General features: G+C 43.4%; 18 protein-coding genes and 1 other RNA gene. 11 read left to right on the forward strand and 8 right to left on the reverse strand.

Annotated features, from left to right (window positions below; translation table 11 throughout):
• Nucleotides 1-22: 22 nt before the first annotated feature.
• From K5R16_RS16235 to K5R16_RS16260, 6 genes are all read left to right on the forward strand, one after another.
• On the forward strand, nucleotides 23-952 hold the full coding sequence (locus K5R16_RS16235; protein WP_220738585.1) for a site-specific integrase: 930 nt from the start codon (nucleotides 23-25) through the stop codon (nucleotides 950-952).
• Entirely contained in the window at nucleotides 945-3,002 is a 2,058-nt protein-coding gene (locus K5R16_RS16240; protein ID WP_220738587.1) for an AAA family ATPase, read from the forward strand. Before K5R16_RS16235 ends, K5R16_RS16240 begins: the two co-directional genes overlap by 8 nt.
• Nucleotides 3,003-3,098: 96 nt before the next feature.
• A complete protein-coding gene (locus K5R16_RS16245; RefSeq protein WP_220738589.1) occupies nucleotides 3,099-3,557 on the forward strand; it encodes a DUF6641 family protein in 459 nt (152 codons plus the stop codon).
• Nucleotides 3,558-3,651: 94 nt separating this feature from the next.
• A complete protein-coding gene (locus tag K5R16_RS16250) occupies nucleotides 3,652-4,080 on the forward strand; it encodes a DUF2787 family protein (protein ID WP_220738591.1) in 429 nt (142 codons plus the stop codon).
• A gap of 83 nt (nucleotides 4,081-4,163) precedes the next feature.
• Nucleotides 4,164-4,520 (forward strand): hypothetical protein, encoded by a 357-nt coding sequence (locus K5R16_RS16255; RefSeq protein ID WP_220738593.1) that lies wholly within the window; start codon nucleotides 4,164-4,166, stop codon nucleotides 4,518-4,520.
• Between the two features lie 256 nt (nucleotides 4,521-4,776).
• Nucleotides 4,777-6,369 (forward strand): DNA cytosine methyltransferase, encoded by a 1,593-nt coding sequence (locus K5R16_RS16260; RefSeq protein WP_220738595.1) that lies wholly within the window; start codon nucleotides 4,777-4,779, stop codon nucleotides 6,367-6,369.
• 233 nt (nucleotides 6,370-6,602) lie between these two features.
• Here the strand turns inward: K5R16_RS16260 and K5R16_RS16265 are convergent, their stop codons facing one another.
• From K5R16_RS16265 to rsmI, 4 genes are all read right to left on the reverse strand, one after another.
• The gene (locus K5R16_RS16265) at nucleotides 6,603-7,847 is read right to left on the reverse strand and encodes an MvaI/BcnI family restriction endonuclease (protein ID WP_220738597.1); all 1,245 of its coding nucleotides are present in this window, start codon (nucleotides 7,845-7,847) and stop codon (nucleotides 6,603-6,605) included.
• Nucleotides 7,848-8,186: 339 nt separating this feature from the next.
• The gene (locus tag K5R16_RS16270; RefSeq protein ID WP_220738599.1) at nucleotides 8,187-9,950 is read right to left on the reverse strand and encodes a DUF3258 domain-containing protein; all 1,764 of its coding nucleotides are present in this window, start codon (nucleotides 9,948-9,950) and stop codon (nucleotides 8,187-8,189) included.
• 191 nt (nucleotides 9,951-10,141) lie between these two features.
• Nucleotides 10,142-10,485, reverse strand: an RNA gene (rnpB, locus tag K5R16_RS16275) — RNase P RNA component class A.
• Between the two features lie 73 nt (nucleotides 10,486-10,558).
• Nucleotides 10,559-11,401, reverse strand: a complete 843-nt coding sequence (gene rsmI, locus K5R16_RS16280) for a 16S rRNA (cytidine(1402)-2'-O)-methyltransferase (protein WP_220738601.1) — start codon at nucleotides 11,399-11,401, stop codon at nucleotides 10,559-10,561.
• 102 nt (nucleotides 11,402-11,503) lie between these two features.
• Here rsmI and K5R16_RS16285 point away from each other — a divergent pair, with 102 nt between their 5' ends.
• From K5R16_RS16285 to K5R16_RS16300, 4 genes are all read left to right on the forward strand, one after another.
• Nucleotides 11,504-13,408: a penicillin-binding protein activator gene (locus K5R16_RS16285; RefSeq protein WP_220738603.1), complete on the forward strand. Its 1,905-nt coding sequence runs from the start codon at nucleotides 11,504-11,506 to the stop codon at nucleotides 13,406-13,408.
• A 94-nt stretch (nucleotides 13,409-13,502) separates the two neighbouring features.
• Nucleotides 13,503-13,844: a YraN family protein gene (locus tag K5R16_RS16290; RefSeq protein WP_220738605.1), complete on the forward strand. Its 342-nt coding sequence runs from the start codon at nucleotides 13,503-13,505 to the stop codon at nucleotides 13,842-13,844.
• A 61-nt stretch (nucleotides 13,845-13,905) separates the two neighbouring features.
• Nucleotides 13,906-14,499 carry a phosphoheptose isomerase gene (locus tag K5R16_RS16295; protein ID WP_020912196.1) on the forward strand — a complete coding sequence of 198 codons (594 nt, stop codon included), beginning with the start codon at nucleotides 13,906-13,908 and terminating at the stop codon, nucleotides 14,497-14,499.
• Nucleotides 14,496-15,065 (forward strand): BON domain-containing protein, encoded by a 570-nt coding sequence (locus tag K5R16_RS16300; RefSeq protein WP_220738607.1) that lies wholly within the window; start codon nucleotides 14,496-14,498, stop codon nucleotides 15,063-15,065. The genes K5R16_RS16295 and K5R16_RS16300 overlap by 4 nt, the downstream gene beginning before the upstream one ends.
• Before the next feature lie 36 nt (nucleotides 15,066-15,101).
• Here K5R16_RS16300 and K5R16_RS16305 read toward each other — a convergent pair whose 3' ends face one another.
• Nucleotides 15,102-15,986, reverse strand: a complete 885-nt coding sequence (locus tag K5R16_RS16305) for a DMT family transporter (protein WP_220738609.1) — start codon at nucleotides 15,984-15,986, stop codon at nucleotides 15,102-15,104.
• A 166-nt stretch (nucleotides 15,987-16,152) separates the two neighbouring features.
• Here K5R16_RS16305 and K5R16_RS16310 point away from each other — a divergent pair, with 166 nt between their 5' ends.
• Nucleotides 16,153-17,022 (forward strand): LysR substrate-binding domain-containing protein, encoded by an 870-nt coding sequence (locus tag K5R16_RS16310; protein ID WP_220738611.1) that lies wholly within the window; start codon nucleotides 16,153-16,155, stop codon nucleotides 17,020-17,022.
• Between the two features lie 55 nt (nucleotides 17,023-17,077).
• Here K5R16_RS16310 and trpS read toward each other — a convergent pair whose 3' ends face one another.
• The 3 genes from trpS to rpe are packed head-to-tail and all read right to left on the reverse strand — an operon-like array spanning nucleotide 17,078 to nucleotide 19,470.
• Entirely contained in the window at nucleotides 17,078-18,088 is a 1,011-nt protein-coding gene (trpS, locus tag K5R16_RS16315; RefSeq protein WP_220738613.1) for a tryptophan--tRNA ligase, read from the reverse strand.
• Nucleotides 18,089-18,117: 29 nt separating this feature from the next.
• Nucleotides 18,118-18,792 carry a phosphoglycolate phosphatase gene (locus K5R16_RS16320; RefSeq protein WP_220738615.1) on the reverse strand — a complete coding sequence of 225 codons (675 nt, stop codon included), beginning with the start codon at nucleotides 18,790-18,792 and terminating at the stop codon, nucleotides 18,118-18,120.
• 3 nt (nucleotides 18,793-18,795) lie between these two features.
• Nucleotides 18,796-19,470, reverse strand: coding sequence for a ribulose-phosphate 3-epimerase (gene rpe, locus K5R16_RS16325; RefSeq protein ID WP_220738617.1), 675 nt, complete (start codon nucleotides 19,468-19,470; stop codon nucleotides 18,796-18,798).
• Nucleotides 19,471-19,548 lie beyond the last annotated feature (78 nt).

Here is a 19,548-nt window from a genome sequence, read left to right on the forward strand (position 1 = left end):
GTGTTCTATCTAGGCTCCCCTTATGAATAATCAAACTCCAACGGCGTTGTTTTTGTCACGCCTTGCGCCCAGTGGGCGTAGACCATTGCGCTGTCAATTAAACACCGTACGCAAGCTGCTTAAGTGGAAAGGTGAAGTAGATTCACAGCCGTTTCACACGTTGAATTACGCTCAAATTGAATACGTGAAACGCCATAAGTTGGATGATGGGAAATCACCTCGGACGATTAACTTAGTACTGTTCGCACTTAAGGCTATCGTCAAGACAGGCTTCCTGATGGGAGTGGTCGAAGATATGCAATGGCGTCAAGTGCAGGCGATTAAGCACCTCCCCATCAACCCAAGCAGCCGAGGTAAGGCGTTATCATCCGACAGTGTTAGCCAATTAATTACCACCTGCTATTTGGATAAACGGTACATAGGTAAACGCGACTGTTGTATCTTGGCGCTGTTCCTAAGTACTGGCTTGAGACGCTTTGAGTTAGCCAACCTAACAGTCAGTGATATTAACCTTGATAAGCACACACTCACCGTTAAGTCCGGCAAGGGTAAAAAACCACGCAAGCAACCCATCCCAATCTGGGCGTTAACCTATATCGACAACTGGCTAAGGGTTAGGACGCATCAACAGGGTGACCTGTTTAATCCCATCTGGAACAATGTAATAAAACATGACCGCGGCCTTAGTAGTGCAGCCCTATACCAGATAGTAAAAGCACGTACCTTAGCCAACACAGGCATCGATATTTCACCACACGATTTACGCCGCACGTTCATTACCGAACTACTCAACCAGAAAGTCGATTTAAGCACCGCCAGTAAACTTGCAGGTCACGCCAATGTTACCACCACTCAGATTTATGATAAGCGCGATGAATCCGTAATGAGAGAGGCGATAGACCAACTGAACTATCAACTTAATGATCCGCAAGCCGGAGGTGAAGATGACTAGGCTTCATACACCGTTGGCCGAAGATAATTTGATATTAGAAGTATCACAAATACAGTCCCACCAAAGCAGTGCAACCGCCTATGCCTATAGCGCCCTCGCCTCTGGTTATGTCGATGATACTGACCTTCAGGAACTCAACAGCCGCATGATAAAAGTAGTGTGCGGCAAAGGTATCAGGTTAGGCGCAGGCAACAATCTCAACAATCTAAAGCAGCACCTCAAACAACAATGTCTTCAGGAAAATACCATTAACCTAGACCACAACTGCAAGTTACTTTCCCAAGGGTTAGGCTTGCCAAGTGACGGTTGGAAGGTAGTGAAATTTATTGCGGTGATGAATGTTAACCGTGGCCTATTTGACCTCATCAACAAGATATTACCGGAGGACAATTACGCCAATGCTATGTTCGCCTACACGTTAGATATATCAGAGGTTAAGCTGGTTGAAGTCCTAAAGGTGCTGGTGTCTACTGGGCTGTTTGACCAGTTCTTCGATAGTAGCCTCATTGATTTCATGAACCTACCGCAGGCTATCACTAGCTTACTGCTCGGTAACAAGGTGGATGAGTACATCAATCTTATTAAACCGTTCATACAATCCAAACCTAAATCAGAACTGAAGTTACGCCACTTTAGCCACCTTGAGTGTGACACCTTGCTGCAGTTCTTGGACAACAGTATCAACCAGTCCATGCAGGGGATTAACATCCTTCTCTACGGTTTGCCCGGCACAGGAAAGACCGAACTAGCCAAAGTACTGGCTGGTAAAACACACTCGCACCTTTTCGCCATTAAACCCATAGGCGATGAAGTGCCAGAAGAACGTGCTAGGTTCAAGAAGCAAGCCTTCAGCTCTAACCTAAGGCTGCAATACCTCACGCTGGTGCAACGGTTGGTCTCCGCTGATGAAAAGACCTTACTGCTCATTGATGAGTGTGAAGATATCTTTGAGCAAAGCCTTTCTCACCGAGGTTACGGCAAGGATATGTTGCATGAGCTGATGGAACAAAACACGATACCAACCCTTTGGATCACCAACCACATAGATGTTATTCCTCATAGCTGCATACGCCGCTTCACCTACGTTCTCAATGTCACTATTCCTGACAACCGCGTTATGGAAAGCTTGATGGACAACAGCTTCAAGGGGCTAAGGGTATCCAAGGTATTTAAACGCCAACTGGCTACGCAACCAGAACTAACACCAGCTCACATTACTAACGCGGCTTTCGTGACTCACAACACCATGCTGACAGGTAAGGCTGCCGAGCATAATATTGAAACAATGATAAAAAGTAGCTTAACGGCTTGCGGCCATAACACTCACACTCAGGGTTATAAGCCACAGTTACCCTTCTCTACCGAGTACCTCAACATCAAAGGGGGCAACCAATCAATTACCCAGCTAGAACAAACCTTAGGTAAAACATGTGATATCCGCACTCTGCTGCTGGGCCCTCCAGGCACAGGAAAAACAGCGGTCGTTGAGTACTTGGCTAGCACCTGTAACCGCGAGCTAGTAACGATTAGGTGCTCAGACGTACTCGGCAAGTACGTAGGCGAAAGTGAGAAAAATATCGCTCGAATTTTTCAAGAGGCCAAAGATAACAACTGCATCTTATTCTTTGATGAGGTAGACAGTTTACTCCTAGACCGTGGCGGCTTAGACGCAAGCTGGGAGATACAGCAAGTGAATGAACTGCTAACTCAGATGGAGTGTTTCAATCAGCCATTCTTTGCTGCTACGAATTACTCAGAACGTCTAGACAGAGCTGTGATGCGTCGATTTGATTTCAAGTTGTCATTTGATTATCTAGCAGAAAAACAAGCTCAGGAACTCTTCCAAAACGTTACAGCTAGCCATACGCTTTCGACTCAAACACTACACTCGCTAGACTCACTTAAACTGTTGACCCCCGGTGATTTTTCAATCTTAAAGCGTCGCCAAAAACTTCAAGACGTAAAACTTACAACAGAGGAGTGCTTAGCAATCCTAACCACCGAGAACAATAGTAAACCCAGCAACAGAACCATCGGCTTCAAGTACTAACGCACAAAGTAAGTAGCACCCGATTCAATACCATTATGCCTAACCCTGAATAGGGCTAGGCACCTATTCGTACACCTACAATTAAAGGTAATCATCATGCCAACATCATTATTGAGCTCACTCAAGGTCACCGCTCGCCCTGAAGACGGTAGCAGTAACCCGCTCGTCCAGCGTAGAGAAAAACTCCTCACCAAATTAGGTCAACAAAAGATATTGGCCACGGCTCTTATCGAACAAGAAGTGCATACCTTCTACCGCGAGAAATGGGTAAAAAATGAAGAGACAGGCGAGAAGGAAAAAGTAAAAGTACCGAAGAAAGTTAGCCCTTGGTTCTACAAGCGTAACAACCGCTACTACCTAGAAGTTCGTAGTAGCAACAGGCCACTGGAACTACAAAAAGGGATGCATGCCATTGAGGTAGGTGAAGAAGATGCGTTAGTGACAACAATTGAGACAATTATCCAAGCCGTGGTCGCTGGCGAACTAGACCCTTTGCTCACGAAAGGTAAAAAGCCGGGCGCTGCAAAGGAGAAAAATAACAGTAAAAACCAATAAGCAAACAGCCCCTCCCCTTAATCCCTAATGTTCAAAGCTTGAGCCTGATATGAGTCAGGCCAAGCTTTCACTTGCCTAACTAACGGACGTCACAATGACTATCAAAATAAAACACCAAGACCTTTGCTTACCTATTTCGCCAATGTTCGCCATGCACCTAGCTGAGCTAATCAGTAACCATCAAGCAGCCTCAGCCATTACCGTTAACTTCAGAGATCCAAACTACACAGCCGAACGCGGAGGTTTCCATCCGGTGGAGGTAAGGTTAGAGAAAGAAACGAATGCGGAGCATGGCGAGCAGTGGCGGATCTGCTACATCACCGACTTTAGCTATGTCGGTATTGGTTACATGGCTGAACTGACCAAAGAGCTAGACTTTGATTTTGATAGCGGTATTTTTCAAAACGCCTTGGGCATTCAACCAATAGAACAAGCAAGTGAAATACACCCAATATGGGAGCAAAACTTTCTTGCCTATAGCCTTGGGATTAAAGCTTATCAAGTTGAAGTTACGCCGGAGTAACGGTTACCTGTCAGATGATCTAGATAACTTCAATAAAATTGGTATTCTAGGCGTGTAATCTAACGCCTAGCTAAGGAACAACAATGGATCTATACAAACAAGAGTTTGGCCAACAATTTGAGCTTGGCTTCGACTTAACCCAGTACCCTTGGTTAGTAGACAAAAGTTGGCACAATGATGTATCACCAAGCTTTTACTTGAAAACTCCAACTGGCTTTATGGTTCTTTGGGTTGATTATGAAGATCCTAAGCAGAGAGAAGACAGTGAACAAGATAGGTATGTTGTGATGACAGCCGTTAACAGCGGTACAGATGAATCGCCAGAGGTTTATCATGATGAAGATAGCGAGAAAATATATTCATCAGAAGAGTTCATATCATTAAATACTTTGCTCTCAAGGCTAATAACCTCTAACACTAAAAACTCTTCGCATAATTGATAGTTCCTTGAAAGTAAGAGGCACTCCATGCCACTAGATATATATGCAAACTAACTAGTTGTACCATTTCGAAACTCAGTTTTTAATTTGCCCTGAATATAGCTAAATATTGAGGGGCATATTTGTATTGTGTGGCCGCAATTTGAGCAGTTAATCAAGCATCACAACATTAATTCTGCTGCAAGCGTGAAACACCTGGACAATCGCAATGTTGTTCAGTACTATGGCACTATTATAGATACTAGGTAGGTTAAAATTGAACCATATAGAACTCTTTTCAGGATGTGGCGGCCTTTCTCTAGGCCTAGAACAAAGCGGCTTTGAGCTGACTATGGCTAACGAACTTTCCCCTATGGCCGCAGAGTCATTTGCCTATAATTTTTTTAAAGAAAATCTTAAAACATTAGGCGAAGACGGCAAGCATGCTAAGAAGACACTTTGGCTAAACAGCAATCATGCTGAACTTAAGCCTCGTTTACGAGAGAACCCATTTACCTTTCCAGCATTCGATGAAGCCGGAACAAGTGATATCCCTAAAAATATATCAGACCTTAAAGGCAAGCTGGTAATTGGTAGCATTGTCGAACTCAATCGCCTACTAGATTCCAACGAAGAATTAACTAAGCAACTCAGAACCGCTTTTGGCTCTAAAGGTGGTTTAGATTTGGTATCTGGTGGCCCACCTTGTCAAAGTTTCAGCATGGCAGGTCTTCGTAAACAGGATTGTGATAAAAATACACTTCCATGGGAGTTTGCCAAGTTTGTTAAGCATACACAGCCTAAAATTGCGATGCTTGAGAATGTAACAGGAATTCTAAGAGCTTTTAATGATGATGAAGGCAACAGCTTTCATGCTTGGTATGAAGTAGCTAAGGTATTTGCTTCTATCGGTTACGTGCCATTATGCCTACATATAAATGCCCGGTTAGCAGGAATAGCTCAGAATAGACCTCGTTTCATTATGATTGCTATTAGATTTGATCATTATGAAATGATCGCAGATAACTTTGAAATTGACGATGCCAATACCCAGCTATTCTCGCCATCATTAGAGTTTTATCAATTGGTTCAACAATCAGGCAGTGAGTTACCATTCGGCCATTTAGATTACTTCGATGCAACTAAACCGATCCACCGTAGTTTATTTGAAAGCTCATTTCTAGCAGGATTAGTTAATGGTGAGATGGTTACCGTTCGTGAAGCACTGGATGATTTAAAGCAAAAACACCCTTCAAAGCCTTCTGGCTTTATAACTTCACTAAACGCAACTTTCAAGCATTTACCTAAGTGGTTAAAATCACCAAAAGGGTCTAAATGGCCAAACCATGAATACAGAAATAATGGTGAAGTGGTACAGCGCCGCTTTCGATTATACCAAGTAATTCAGACTATTAATGAACGTTGGGTCACTAAATCTATTTTTTCAGTGCTAAAAGGTGATGCTACTGAACTGGACGATGACGCATGGGCAGCATGTCGTGAATATAAGTACTTGCAGATAGATCATCAGCTACGAGCTTTTACTTCAAAGCAAGATTTTATTCAGTACCTCCGCGCACACCCGACTAAGAAGCAAACACAAAAAGCCTTAGTGGCAAACGCACCTGCTCCTGCAGCTCTATCTATACCTGATGATGCTTGCCATTATGATGAGCATGAGCTTAGAGTTCTAACAGTCCGAGAAATGGCACGAATACAATCATTCCCAGATAACTTTGTGTTCAGATCTAAAGTTACTACCGGAGGGCATTATCGTAAATTTGAGGTACCGCAATACACACAAGTTGGTAATGCTGTTCCGCCATTACTAGGCTTAAAGCTAGGGAATTGTATCTCACAGTTATTATAAAATAACTACAGACCGAATAGGGAAATAATATGTATATATCCAATATATTACGTGGTTAATTTATAGGTTTTATTAACAGTTATTACCGACAGGCAAACCCTATATCCAACAGCCTATCACCTTTGTCTCCCTATCATATCCCCACAGTGGGGATATGATAGGGGATCACTTAAACGGTCATAGCAGCTAATTAACAAGAGCAATCATTAAGCATTGGGTGTATACAGTAAAGCTTAGGCACTACAGATCAACGGGACATTCTCACTCTCACCAAACAGCTCATCTCGAAACTTTGGAGACCTCAACCTAAACGCATGTCCTTTATCAGCTCTGCCCTTTCCATCTATTTCATGACCACCACGCCAATCATAACGAACTATTCCTTGTTCTATAAGAGAAAGGAATTGTGTGAATATTGGGTTCCTAGTTAATTCTAGTTTGTTATAGTTAAAGTGATATTCTCCATCAATCAACATTTCATCAGCAATAACCCAAGCAGTATTCGGGTGTTTTTCAATTAATCTTGCTTGTAGCTTTTCAAACAACCAAATAGCTGTAATTTCTTTTTTGCTATCAACCACATGATATTGAACAACTTGCTCGGCATCATGATCAACCTCAAGGAATAGCCCCTGTGGATTAGGTGTATTGGAAACCGTAACAAAAAGATCTTTATATCCCTGTCGTTTTTCATGTTTACTTGGATATCCATATGTCAGCATCATATCCCGCACAGACTTTATAGGGCTTAAATCCCAATCAGGCACTTGGGAAAACAAAGTGTCGGCAGTTTTACTTCCGCTTCTTTTCGCCTTTAGTTCAACAATATTTTTGTAGTCTGCGCCCCCCCGGTTATTAATATCTAGTCCAAGCAAAAGCTCCAACGTATCTCCAACATCCTTCGGAGATTTCTTACTTGGACTACAACTTTTTTCCCACCTTCCACTAAACACTTTTATTTTATTTACAAGTTCTTGGACAATATCCACATTACTTGCAATAGGGCCGAATACGCTTTCTAAATAAGAATCTGTACAAACAGATTGAGTAAGAGGAATGATTACAGCAGTGTTTTCAAAGGTTGTTATATAGATTAGCGTATCCTGCTCTACACTTTTTTTAAAACCCCGAGGCCAGAATCTAGGGTCTCCCTTTTTATGAGGCTTTGCTTTAGGTCTATAAAAACTTGTCTTGACTAAATCATGACCATCATTATTGAGAACGATAACATCCTTATAATTTTTATCACCATCAACTGCCGTGTCATAATTAAAAATATTGTTATCATACAACATCTTACATATTGGCTTTGAAGCATCTATTGTGGACTTGTCCAACATCGTAAAAGTCAATCTAATCAAGTGATGACTGTTGCGTATATACTTCTGGATTTTTTTAATAAGTTCTTTTTCATTATCCTTAGGCAAGAAATTTTTATTAGAAACTTGTTCCTGATTACTGATAGTCATTTCACTCATATTATTATCGCTTTTATGTTTATTATTAAATAAAGTAAAGTCGTTGTAGCCTTGTAATGATGTGTGCTTCTCAACAACTCGCTTAATATTAGAGTCCGACGGTAAAGAATAGGAGGTGACACTTAATACTACTCTCCATAAATCTGCCCATGTTAGGGCATTGCTACTTGAGCAACGACTAATTCTGCTTGATAGCCATAGAGTCCAAAGTCACGGGCGACAATCTTTGCTTTTTTCTTAAAATCATTAAGGGGGTCCATCACGACTCCAAAGCTTTATATGTCATGAATATACATTAAGGTGTATTGCAGTGTTAGGTAACGACACAAATAAACACTTCTATACCACTAGCCCATCCACCACTGGCAACACATGCTTAAGCTCGGTCGATTTGTGGGTGTAATTACCCGTGATTCCAAGCGAGCTTATTTCATGTCCTACCACCTGTTGCACTAAGTTTACTTGTACACCAGCGTTCATCACCTTAGTAATAAATGTATGGCGGAAACTATGAAACGATCGGATATGACCTAACTCATTAGTTGAGTCGATCTCAAGGTTATGCAATTGCCTCGCAAACCACGCGGTCACTACCTCACTATTATTCACACTATCAAATACTCGCTCCTTACAGGACTCCACATAATCGATGAAGCCAGCATTGATTAGATCCATATGTAACGGTATTTTACGTTTAGCGTTGCCTGTTTTTAGCTTTTGGCTTTCGTGTACATCAGTGATTAGTAGGTAATGACGCTTAGTCGCAGTATCGAACTTCACGTCCTCTTTGCGAAGCTGAACTAACTCCCCACGCCTAGCACCGGTGTAGATGCCAAGATAAACAATCCACTTACGCCAAAGTTGTTTCTCATTATCAGCCGCTTTGAGGAATACTTGCAGTTCTAAATCATCAAACACGCCACGAGTTCTAGACTTAAACTCTCGCTTTATCGAGCAAGGAGAAGCATTGATATAGCCAATGGTGTCACCTTTAGCGTAAGCAAAAACACCCTGTAACCACTTGTAATAGTGGTGTACCGACTTAGTTGATGCTAAGTCCTTTTCAGGAACATCAACTTCTAGGCGCTCAGACCAAGACATTTTGCTGTATGGGCCGATATTCATCTTTGGCAATTCGAAGCAACGATCTATAAATCGACCAATGTCTTTTGGAGTATAAAGATCGATAGGCTTATCTTTGACCAATGCTTCCCAAACCACATATTTTCTCGTGTAGTCCGATTGCATTTTGTCTGATAGATTTTTTTTAGCTATTTTGTGTTGTAGGAATTCGGTGTAAACCTCAGAGAAAAGGGGTGCATCACTGATGGTCTCGGCACTCGGTGTCGGTGTATTGGCTTGTGGCTGGGCAGTTTGGACTAACGACGCTAATTCTCGCTCTCGCACACCATCTTCATTCGCAACGCTTTCGATTAGTGAGTTTTGGATCTGTGTAGAGGATTTGAGCTTACTCATTAGCACCTGAAACTCTATCGAATTTTCATTTACCGCAAAACCATGAGTAGCTAATGTATTTCTTGCCGTTGAGGCTAACCCTTGGTTATTAACCTCTTGTTCTTCTTCGGTGAAACGAACCAGCACGCTTGCCAAAAACTGTATAAAAGCAGATTTTTCAACACTAGATAAACCACCTACATATTCCACCAGTTTTTGATCTGACGAAATACTGCATCCATCTTCATATATTGACTTATAAGCATGGTGAAAGCTGTCAGGGAAACCTAATGGGCAATTATTGCCTAGTACCTTAAGTAGGTGGGCATTGTCATTATAAGACTGTTCTAACTCTGCAACGATAGAGTCAATGTGGTGCATCTTGAGCTGTTTTTGCATACTGACTTTAAATCCATTTACTAATCGACCAATCTCTTCAGTTTCATGCTTTTGGAAAGCCAGTACAAGCTTTTTCAGTTTAGCGGTCTCATTGCTTATTTTCTTCCATGAAACAATGGCTTCACTAAAGTCAGTTGATTGTAAACTCAAGGTGAATTGGAACTTCACTCGATGTCTTCGCAAGATAAAGCGGAAGTAATAAGTGTTGTTGCGCAGATATAGATGATTGAATCCATAAACGGCTTTCATGACAAGCACCTCACGATCTGAATCAGATTATGGAGTCGACTTTGAATAGATATATGTCTGAGATAGTAAGTAAGATTTTGACTTAGAAATGGAAAAGCGTGTAACAAGTGGTGTAACACACCGTGTAACAAGGGGGGGAGTTTGAGATAAGAAATCAGACAACTGCTTGCAGAACAAGCAGTTGTCTTCATCCAAAGAGTTTGCCGATAAGCCGGGTCCTGTCGTGGACAGTTATTCATCTAGGCCTGCAATCGCTCACAGGCTCAAGCGACCTACCCGGTCCCAACGCGAGCAGCGCCATACGGGACCCTATTTGGTCTTGCTTCGGGTAGAGTTTACCTTGCTACGGACTATTACTAGCCGCACGGTGCGCTCTTACCGCACCCTTTCACCCTTACCAACCGAAGTTGGCGGTCTTCTCTCTGCTGCACTTGTCGTCGGTTCACACCGCCCAGGCGTTACCTGGTACCCTGCTCTTTGAAGCCCGGACTTTCCTCCCCGTTCTTGCGAACGCGGCAACTGTCTAGCCAACTCGGCGCGGATTATAGCCTAAGCGAAAGCAACAAACCAAGGACTTTCACAAATAGCCTTACAACTAAAGCTTCCTATTAGAGACCGATCGCTAATCCGTGCTTATAAAGTGCATTCTTCTTGATGCCATAGATCTGCCCAGCAATGGCTGAAGCTTTCTTCAATGGTAGCTCTTCACACAGTAATTTTAAGGTGTCGATAACCACCGCTGAAAACTCTGATTCTTCATCACTACGGTATCCATGGCACATCAACACAATTTCACCGCGCTGTTGATTCGCATCATCTTTTACCGTTTGCAGCACTTCGGCAACAGAGCCTGACAGGAAGGTCTCAAAGGTTTTAGTCACTTCGCGTGCCATCACAATTTCGCGATCATCACCAAGTGCTGCGGCAATAGACTCTAAGCTGTGCACAATACGATGAGGAGATTCGTAAAAAATTAAAGTCCGAGGGTCTTCTTTAAGCGCTGCGAGCTTATCTAAACGGCCTTTTTCTTTTGAAGGTAAAAAACCTTCAAAAGAGAAGCGGTCTGACGGCAAACCTGAGGCGCTCAACGCTGTAATCGCTGCACAAGGACCAGGTAAAGGAACAACATCGAAACCTGCTTCACGTACCTGCTTTACCAAATGGTAACCGGGATCTGAAATAAGTGGCGTGCCAGCATCAGAAATAAGCGCGACCGCTTCACCATTACCCAACTTCTGAATGATCCACTGCGCTCTATCACGCTCGTTATGATCATGCAGTGCGGTTTTACGCGTCTCAATTCCAAAGTGGCTTAACAACTTACCACTGTGACGCGTATCCTCACAGGCGATGAGTGATACTTGATTAAGTACCTCAATTGCACGGCTACTAATATCTCCTAAATTCCCAATTGGCGTGGGAACAATATAAAGCGCGACCGACAGGTCCATATCTACCTCTGTATTGACTAATGGCAAGAGTTTTTAACAAGACTTTCGCCAAGCGTAAGAGCAGGTTAAACTAATGACAGCATCTTACCAGAGTGAAGACCTGTGTTAAAAAGACTGAATTCAACTAAATTTATCTCAATCGCGATTTTATCTGCCGTTTTGTTCGGTTGTGGTACCCCGACAACGCCAGTAAAGACTGAAAAAACAGAGGTTTCGTTGTCTGCAGTGACGCAGGCTTCATCGCAGTACTTAGCATTAGCTGCCAATGAAAAAAACCGCGAAACCCGCGATAAGTATGTTTTATTGGCTGCCCACGCACTGCTAAACGAAGGCAATGCCAACGCTGCAGATAAGACTTTGAAGTCAATTGCACAAGATATAACCCAAAAACCTGAGCTATTAGCAGAGCATAAATATCTATCTGCGCGGGTTTTAGAAGTTATTTCGACTTACAATCACGCTCTTGAAGTTCTCAATTACCCAAGCAATTGGCAGCTACCAAACTGGCAATGGGTCAGCTATTACCAATTCAAGGCGCGCTTATACCAGCAGATCAATCAGCCTATTGAACAGGTTCGCCAGCTAAGTTTGCTCAGTCAGTATTTACCTGCAACACAAGCTTTTGAAGTCAATGACGAAATCTGGCGCTCACTGCAGCCTATTAATGAGCAAACATTGCTAAGCTTTCGAGATGACCGCAGTAATCCTATTTTTGCAGGCTGGGTACAGTTAGCTTACATTGCCAAACACTATGCCATTAACCCTAATGATTTAGTCCGTCAATTGGGCAGCTGGCAGCAGTTAAACCCAACCCATCCTGCTGCAGCTAAACTGCCGACAGATCTTGAAAAAGCCCTCAACACTAAGCCCTATCAGCCTAAGAATATCGCCGTTCTATTACCACTAACAGGCTCTAGAGCCGTCGTGGCAAATGTGGTTAAACAAGGCATTATTGCCAACTATATGGCAACGGCAGATGACAGTGTTTCAGTAAAATTTTTTGATACTGCTCCAGGTGCTCAAGCAGCCTATCAGCAAGCTGTAACTGCTGGTGCTGAGTTTATTATTGGTCCACTGCTGCAATCTGAAGTAGAACAGTTACAGGATATGGCCGTAACCGCCACAACCACTGAGTCAGTAGAATTAAGTCCAACCGCAAGCAGGGGTATTACGCCTGCTACAACCCCAAACACTCAGGTTGCTAAAAGTATTCCACAGCTTTATTTAAACCATATTGATAACTTCACTCCGCAAGATGACAAGTTTTTCTTCGCACTGTCACCCACGGATGAAGCCATTGATGCCGCTCAGAGACTTTATAATGATGGTATTGAGCAGCCTCTACTGCTAGTCAGCAATGATGCTGTCGGCCACCGCATGGCTGAAAGCTTTAGCGAGGCTTGGCAACTGCTCACTCAAAAGCCTGCTGAAATCCATTACTATGATGCTGGTGACAAAATGAAAGTCACAGTACAAAAAGCATTAGGTGTTATCGACAGCAAAGAGCGTATAGCACGAATTAAGGCAATTTTGACACCTAAGATTGAGGCTGACTTTCGCTCTCGTCGCGACATTGATGCCATTTATATGATCTCGGCAAGTCGCGATCTGCTGCTATTAAAGCCATTTATCGACGTTAACTTCAGTGTCTTTGCCGAGCCAGTACCGCTATATACTACCAGCCGTAGCCGAGTTGGAAGCAACAGTCGTGAAACTGCCAGTGAGTTGAATAACCTTACAATTAGTGACATTCCATGGTTAATTAGCCCTAACACAGAAACACGTATGGTGAATGAGTTATGGCCGAAGTGGAGTAACAGTCGTAAACGGCTATACATTATGGGCTATGACGCATTAGATTTAGTCGGTAAACTTGCACAAATGCGAGCGCTACCGGGTTACCAGTTTTCTGGCCGAAGTGGTGTATTGTCAGTACAACCGGATGGCACAATTAACCGCCAACTGAGCTGGGGACGTTATCAGAGAGGTAACCTTCGTCCGCTATAATAGGCTTTTTAGCAAAATGTAAATTTGGCTTGAGCCTTAGCTATTAAAAGGCTTTTTGCGTTATATTCAAATACCGCCACAGGGAAGAGCGAATTTGAAAGAAAAAACAGCGGTTAAAGGACAAGCAGCTGAAGTCGCCGCGCGACAGTATTTGGAACAACATGGACTAAAGTTTGTCGAACAAAACGTACGCTATCGTTTTGGCGAAATAGACTTAGTGATGCGCGATGGCAAAGATTGGGTATTCGTTGAGGTAAAATATCGCACTCATACTCAATTTGGCGGTGCGTTGAATGCATTAAGCTCGGCGCAAACTAACCGTATCAGAAAGGCAGCTAGTCATTACATACAATTAAACCAAATCGATGCAATTTGTCGGTTTGATGTTATCGCAGCCGATCCCAGTGGTATAAATTGGATCCGCAGCGCGTTTTGACCCAAATTCATTTTAAATTGTGCGTAGATAGAAACGCGCAGGACTATAAAAAGGTAATCCCATGTTAGAGCGTATAAAAGACAGCTTTACAGAGTCTATCCAAACTAAAATTGATGCTTCAGAAGCATTACCAGAGTCGATTGCCAAAGCGGCAGAGATGATGGTGCAATGTTTGTTAGGTGGTAATAAGATTTTAGCCTGTGGTAATGGTGGTAGTGCTGGTGATGCACAACACTTTTCGGCTGAGCTGTTAAATCGTTATGAAATAGAGCGCCCACCTTTACCCGCTATTGCATTGAGCTGTGACACCTCAACGATTACCGCTATTGCTAACGATTATAGCTACGATGAAATCTACTCAAAACAGATTATGGCGTTAGGTCAGCCTGGTGATATTTTGCTAGCCATCTCAACCAGTGGTAACTCTGGTAACGTCATTAAGGCAATGGAAGCTGCACTGAGCCGTGATATGACGATCGTATCATTAACCGGCAAAGACGGTGGTGCAATGGCCGGCTTACTAAGCGTTAATGACGTTGAAATTCGTGTCCCTTCAAATGTGACAGCTCGCATTCAAGAAGTACACTTATTGGCTATTCATTGCCTATGTGACAACATCGATCGCACTCTGTTTCCTCAGGACGAACAAGCATGAGAAAGCTGCTTTCATTAGTTACTATCTTGTTGATGCTTCAGGGCTGCGCAGGAGCCGTAATGGTCGGCGCAGTTGGAGGCGCTATGATGGTCAACGATGAACGCAGCTTTCAAACACAGCTTGATGATACCAACGCAGATTTTAATATCTCTAGCGCGCTTTCGGCACATGAAGACTTGAAAAACCAAGCGAATGTGACCGGCGTGGTGATGAACTCTAACGTATTGATGATCGGGCAAGCGCCTAATTCAATGTTAAGGGACAAAGCCGTACGCACAGTGCAAGAGCTTAAAATCGGCGGTAAGATCCACAATCAAATTAGGATCGGTAACCCGACTTCATTTACCACCCGCAGCAACGATACTTGGATAACGACCAAGGTCAAAAGCCGCATGCTGAGTGAAGATGGACTGGATGTCACTAATATTAAAGTAGTGACCGAAAACGGCGAAGTATTCTTAATCGGCTTAGTTGCACGCCAACAAGCTGATCTTGCCGTTGACGTTACCCGCAATACCGCCGGTGTACGAAAAGTGATCAAGGTATTTGAGTACACAGATTCATAACCTTAAGTACACCCGTTAGCAGATCAAATCATAAAATCATCGCGCATTGTGCTCGATGATTTTTTTTGGGTTGCTGTTAACCATTATATGACTTAGCCATGGCAAGATAAGCGACGGCAATACAATAAATGCGGCACCGACCCAACTTAATGTATCTAACCATTCCTCGAACAACAACCAGCCAAAGAAGACACAAAAAAGCAGTCCACTATACTCAGCAATTGCGACCTGGCTTGCTTGTGCTCGGCGATATGCCAATACACAAAACCAATGATAAGCCAGTAAAAAGCTATTGCTCAGCGCTGCAATGGCCACCAGTTGCCAGCTAACGCCCTCTAATCCTTGCACTGCAACCATAACGGCCACCAGCGGAATACCCAGTGCGTTATACAGCATAAGTGTCACTGTTGGGTTCTCTGTGGTTGGTAGCTTGCGCAGTGCGAGTTGATTAATAGCAAAGGTTATTGCTGCGATAAGCACTGCGATACCAAACCAATTTATCTCACTTGGTCTTAACAAGATTAAGATCCCAATAAAGCCGAGAATAGTGGCGAGCCATTGCGATGGAGTGACTTTCTCCTTAAGCAGCACGCAGCCAAGCAAAACAATGATTAACGGCGCCGAGAAAAACAGTGAACTCACGGTTGCCATCGGTAATGCCATCAAGCCCATTATTAAGCACACAGCTCCTAAAGCCCCGGTGTTAGCCCTAAATAAGTGCAGTTTTAAGTACTTGGAAGTTGGGCATCGAGCTGCAAACCATAATGGTAGTAGCATCAAAACAGACAATACCTGACGAATGAGCAGAAACGTTGCAGCATTACTGCCCTCTGGCATCCATTTAATCGATACATCATACAGCGCACTAAATAGATTACCGAATATCAGTAATCCAATACCAATCATCACATTTGACTTCATTTTTAATTTCTAACCACTTAACTCAATATATGCGGATGATATAGCGCGCAAATCAGCACTAGAAATGATGTTTTTTATCAATACATGAATTAAATTAATACTATGAGCAATATCACTCATTAAGCTCATGTGAAAATCTATTCGTTTGCGACAATAAGGATCATCGATGAGAAAACTTCCGCCGTTGCGCGCGCTGCAAGTCTTTGAGGCTGCAGCAAGGCAGAGCCACTTCTCCAAGGCCGCCAACGAGCTGTGCATTACCCAGAGTGCTGTATCGCATCAAGTTAGGCTGCTCGAAGAACACTTTGGTGAGCGCTTATTTAAACGAGAAGGACGTCAATTAAGGCTAACGACCAAAGGCCAGCACCTTTATGAATCGCTAGAGCGGATTTTTAATGATCTAAGTGATTTGAGTAAACAAATAAGCGGTGATAGTAATGACCAATTGCGACTCGCGGTCTACAGCTCTTTTGCCATAAAGTGGTTAATTCCAAGACTTAATGAGTTCAGAAGGCAGCATCCAGAAATTAAGGTCCGTCTTGATATGATCACTGATGACCCTGAACTCAGTGACAACGTGGCTGATATGTTTATCACCGGGCAAAGTGGTCAACCTGGTTATTATCATCAATCGCTACATAAAGAGCGCTTGGTACCGGTGATCAGCCCCAGTTTATTATCCTCAGATGACCCAATATATGAACTCAGCTCACATCCACTGCTTACCGTCGATGAAGGGCCGCTAGGGCTCGACTGGGACCGCTGGTTTATTGCAAACGATATGATTTTACCGCCAGAACAACAGCAGCATATTTTTAGCCACGTATTACTGGCGATTGAAGCGTCAATTGCAGGTCAAGGGATCGCACTAGCATCAGACTTTATGGTGCAAGCGGATATAGAGAAAGGTGTACTCGTTGAGCTTGCATTGCCGGATATTTTAACTGGGTTTGAGTTCTACTTCAGTTGTAAGCTGCGACGTTTGAAAGAGCCTGCGATTAAAGCCTTTGCTGACTGGCTAACTAAGCAGTCTTAAGCCATAAAAAAAGCCAGCGTACAAGCTGGCTTTTATCTATTGTGGCTCTTTAACTTTAAACGATAAGGCCAATCTTTTCGTACACTTGCTTGATTGTCACTTCAGCTCTAGCTTGTGCTTTCTCTGCACCATCTTGCATCACTTGATTCAAGAATGTTTGATCAGCGCGGTACTCTTTAAAGCGTTGTTGAATTGGCTCAAGCATGCTCACAACGGCTTCACCGGTAGCAACTTTTAGATGACCATACATCTTGCCTTCAAACTCAGCCTCTAGTGCTGCGATTGATTGACCAGTACAGCCAGACATTAGGCTCAGAAGGTTGGAGACACCAGGCTTCTCTACGGTGTCGAATCGCACCATTGGTGGCTCTTGGCCATCCGTCATCGCCTTTTTGATCTTCTTCATAATCGCTTTTGGATCTTCCAACAACTCGATAACGTTATTACGGTTGTCATCAGACTTAGACATCTTCTTCAGCGGATCTTGCAGCGACATCACCTTAGCGCCATGCTCTGGGATAAACGGCTCCGGTACCACAAAGGTTTCGCCGTAAGCATTGTTAAAGCGAGTCGCGATATCACGAGTCAGCTCCAAATGCTGCTTCTGATCTTGACCTACTGGGATCTCATTTGCTTGATACAGTAAAATATCAGCAGCCATTAGCACTGGGTAACCAAACAAACCAACGTTAATGTTGTTGGCATGCTTTTGTGATTTGTCTTTAAACTGCGTCATGCGGTTTAGTTCACCCATCTGGGTGTAACAGTTCAATGCCCAACCTAACTGTGTATGCTGCGGCACTTGCGACTGAATAAATACCGTGCTCTTTTTAGGGTCGACACCACAGGCCAAATATAGCGCTAGAGTATCAAGACAAGCTTCACGTAATTTAACTGGATCTTGTCTCACGGTGATTGCATGCAGGTCAACGACGCAATAAAGGCAATCATGACTATCTTGCATGGCAACCCATTGACGTAACGCGCCCATATAGTTACCAATGGTAAGTGCACCTGAGGGCTGAGCACCACTTAGGACTACAGGTTTCGTTAGAGGGGTCGTCATTTTATTTATTGCTCCATTGCTTGTCGCGCTTATTTTAGTAACGCGGAAATTTCACTAAATTGTTCACATACGGCGGTCGGGCCGCTTAGGCCAATATCTTCACCGTAGTTGTAGCCATAGGTCAAGCCTATTGAACCGATAGCTGCAGCTTTTGCCGCTATTATGTCATTTTTTGAGTCGCCAACCATTAATAGCTGCTCAGGCTCAAGCTGCCACTGTTGCATAATATGCATTAACGGTAGCGGATCGGGTTTCATTTTGGCTAATGAATCACCGCCTAGTACTATCGAAAAATAGCTGTCTAGGTTAAACGCTTTAAGCAGTGGCACCGTAAATTCGAAAGGCTTATTGGTGACGATAGCCAGCTGATAACCCGCTGAGTGCAGCGCATTAAGTACTTGTTCGACGTTGTCGTATAAGCGACTATGCTGCTGCAAGTTTTGCTGATAAAAGTGCATAAACCTTGGCATACATGCAGTAAGCTTCGCGTCACTAACCTCGGTATTAAGCGCAAAGTTGAGTGCTCGGCGCATCAACATCTCAGCACCATTACCGACCCAGCTGCGTACTTGTGACTCGGTACTCAGCGGCAACTCTAGCTCTTGCAAAGTTGCATTGGTCGCAGCAGCAAGATCAGGAACGCTATCAATTAGCGTTCCATCTAAGTCAAATGCAACGGCTTTTATTTGACTAAAATCTTTCATTAGCTATGCCTCAACGCTAGCAAGTTCAGCACGCATTTCGTCGATAACCGCTTTGTAGTCTGGCTTATTGAAAATAGCAGAACCAGCAACAAACATATCTGCGCCTGCAGCAGCAATTTCAGCGATATTATCCACTTTAACGCCACCATCAACTTCAAGACGGATATCAAAACCACTGTCGTCAATCAGCTTACGTACCTGACGCAATTTGTCTAACGTTGACGGGATAAACGACTGTCCACCAAAACCAGGGTTTACTGACATCAACAAAATGACATCCAGTTTGTCCATCACGTGATCTAAATAATGTAATGGCGTACCAGGATTAAACACTAAGCCCGCTTTACAACCTGACTCTTTAATGAGTTGCAAACTACGATCTAGATGTTCGCTCGCTTCCGGATGGAAAGTGATGATTGAGGCGCCAGCTGCGGCAAAATCAGGGATTAAGCGATCAACAGGTTTAACCATTAAATGCACGTCAATATCTGCGGTTACACCGTAATCACGCAATGCTTTGCATACCATAGGACCTATGGTCAAATTTGGTACATAGTGGTTATCCATTACATCAAAATGGACAACATCGGCACCCGCGTTCAATACAGCATCAACGTCTTCACCTAGACGAGCGAAATCTGCAGACAAAATAGAGGGAGCAATCAAAAATGGACGCATATTAAAACCACCAGTATGTTTAAGAAGTGCACTATTCTACCTGCTGCAGTCCACGCTCTCTATAGCTGGGAGCCCATT

Origin of the sequence: Shewanella sp. c952, assembly GCF_019654975.1 — a bacterium.
GTDB lineage: Bacteria > Pseudomonadota > Gammaproteobacteria > Enterobacterales > Shewanellaceae > Shewanella.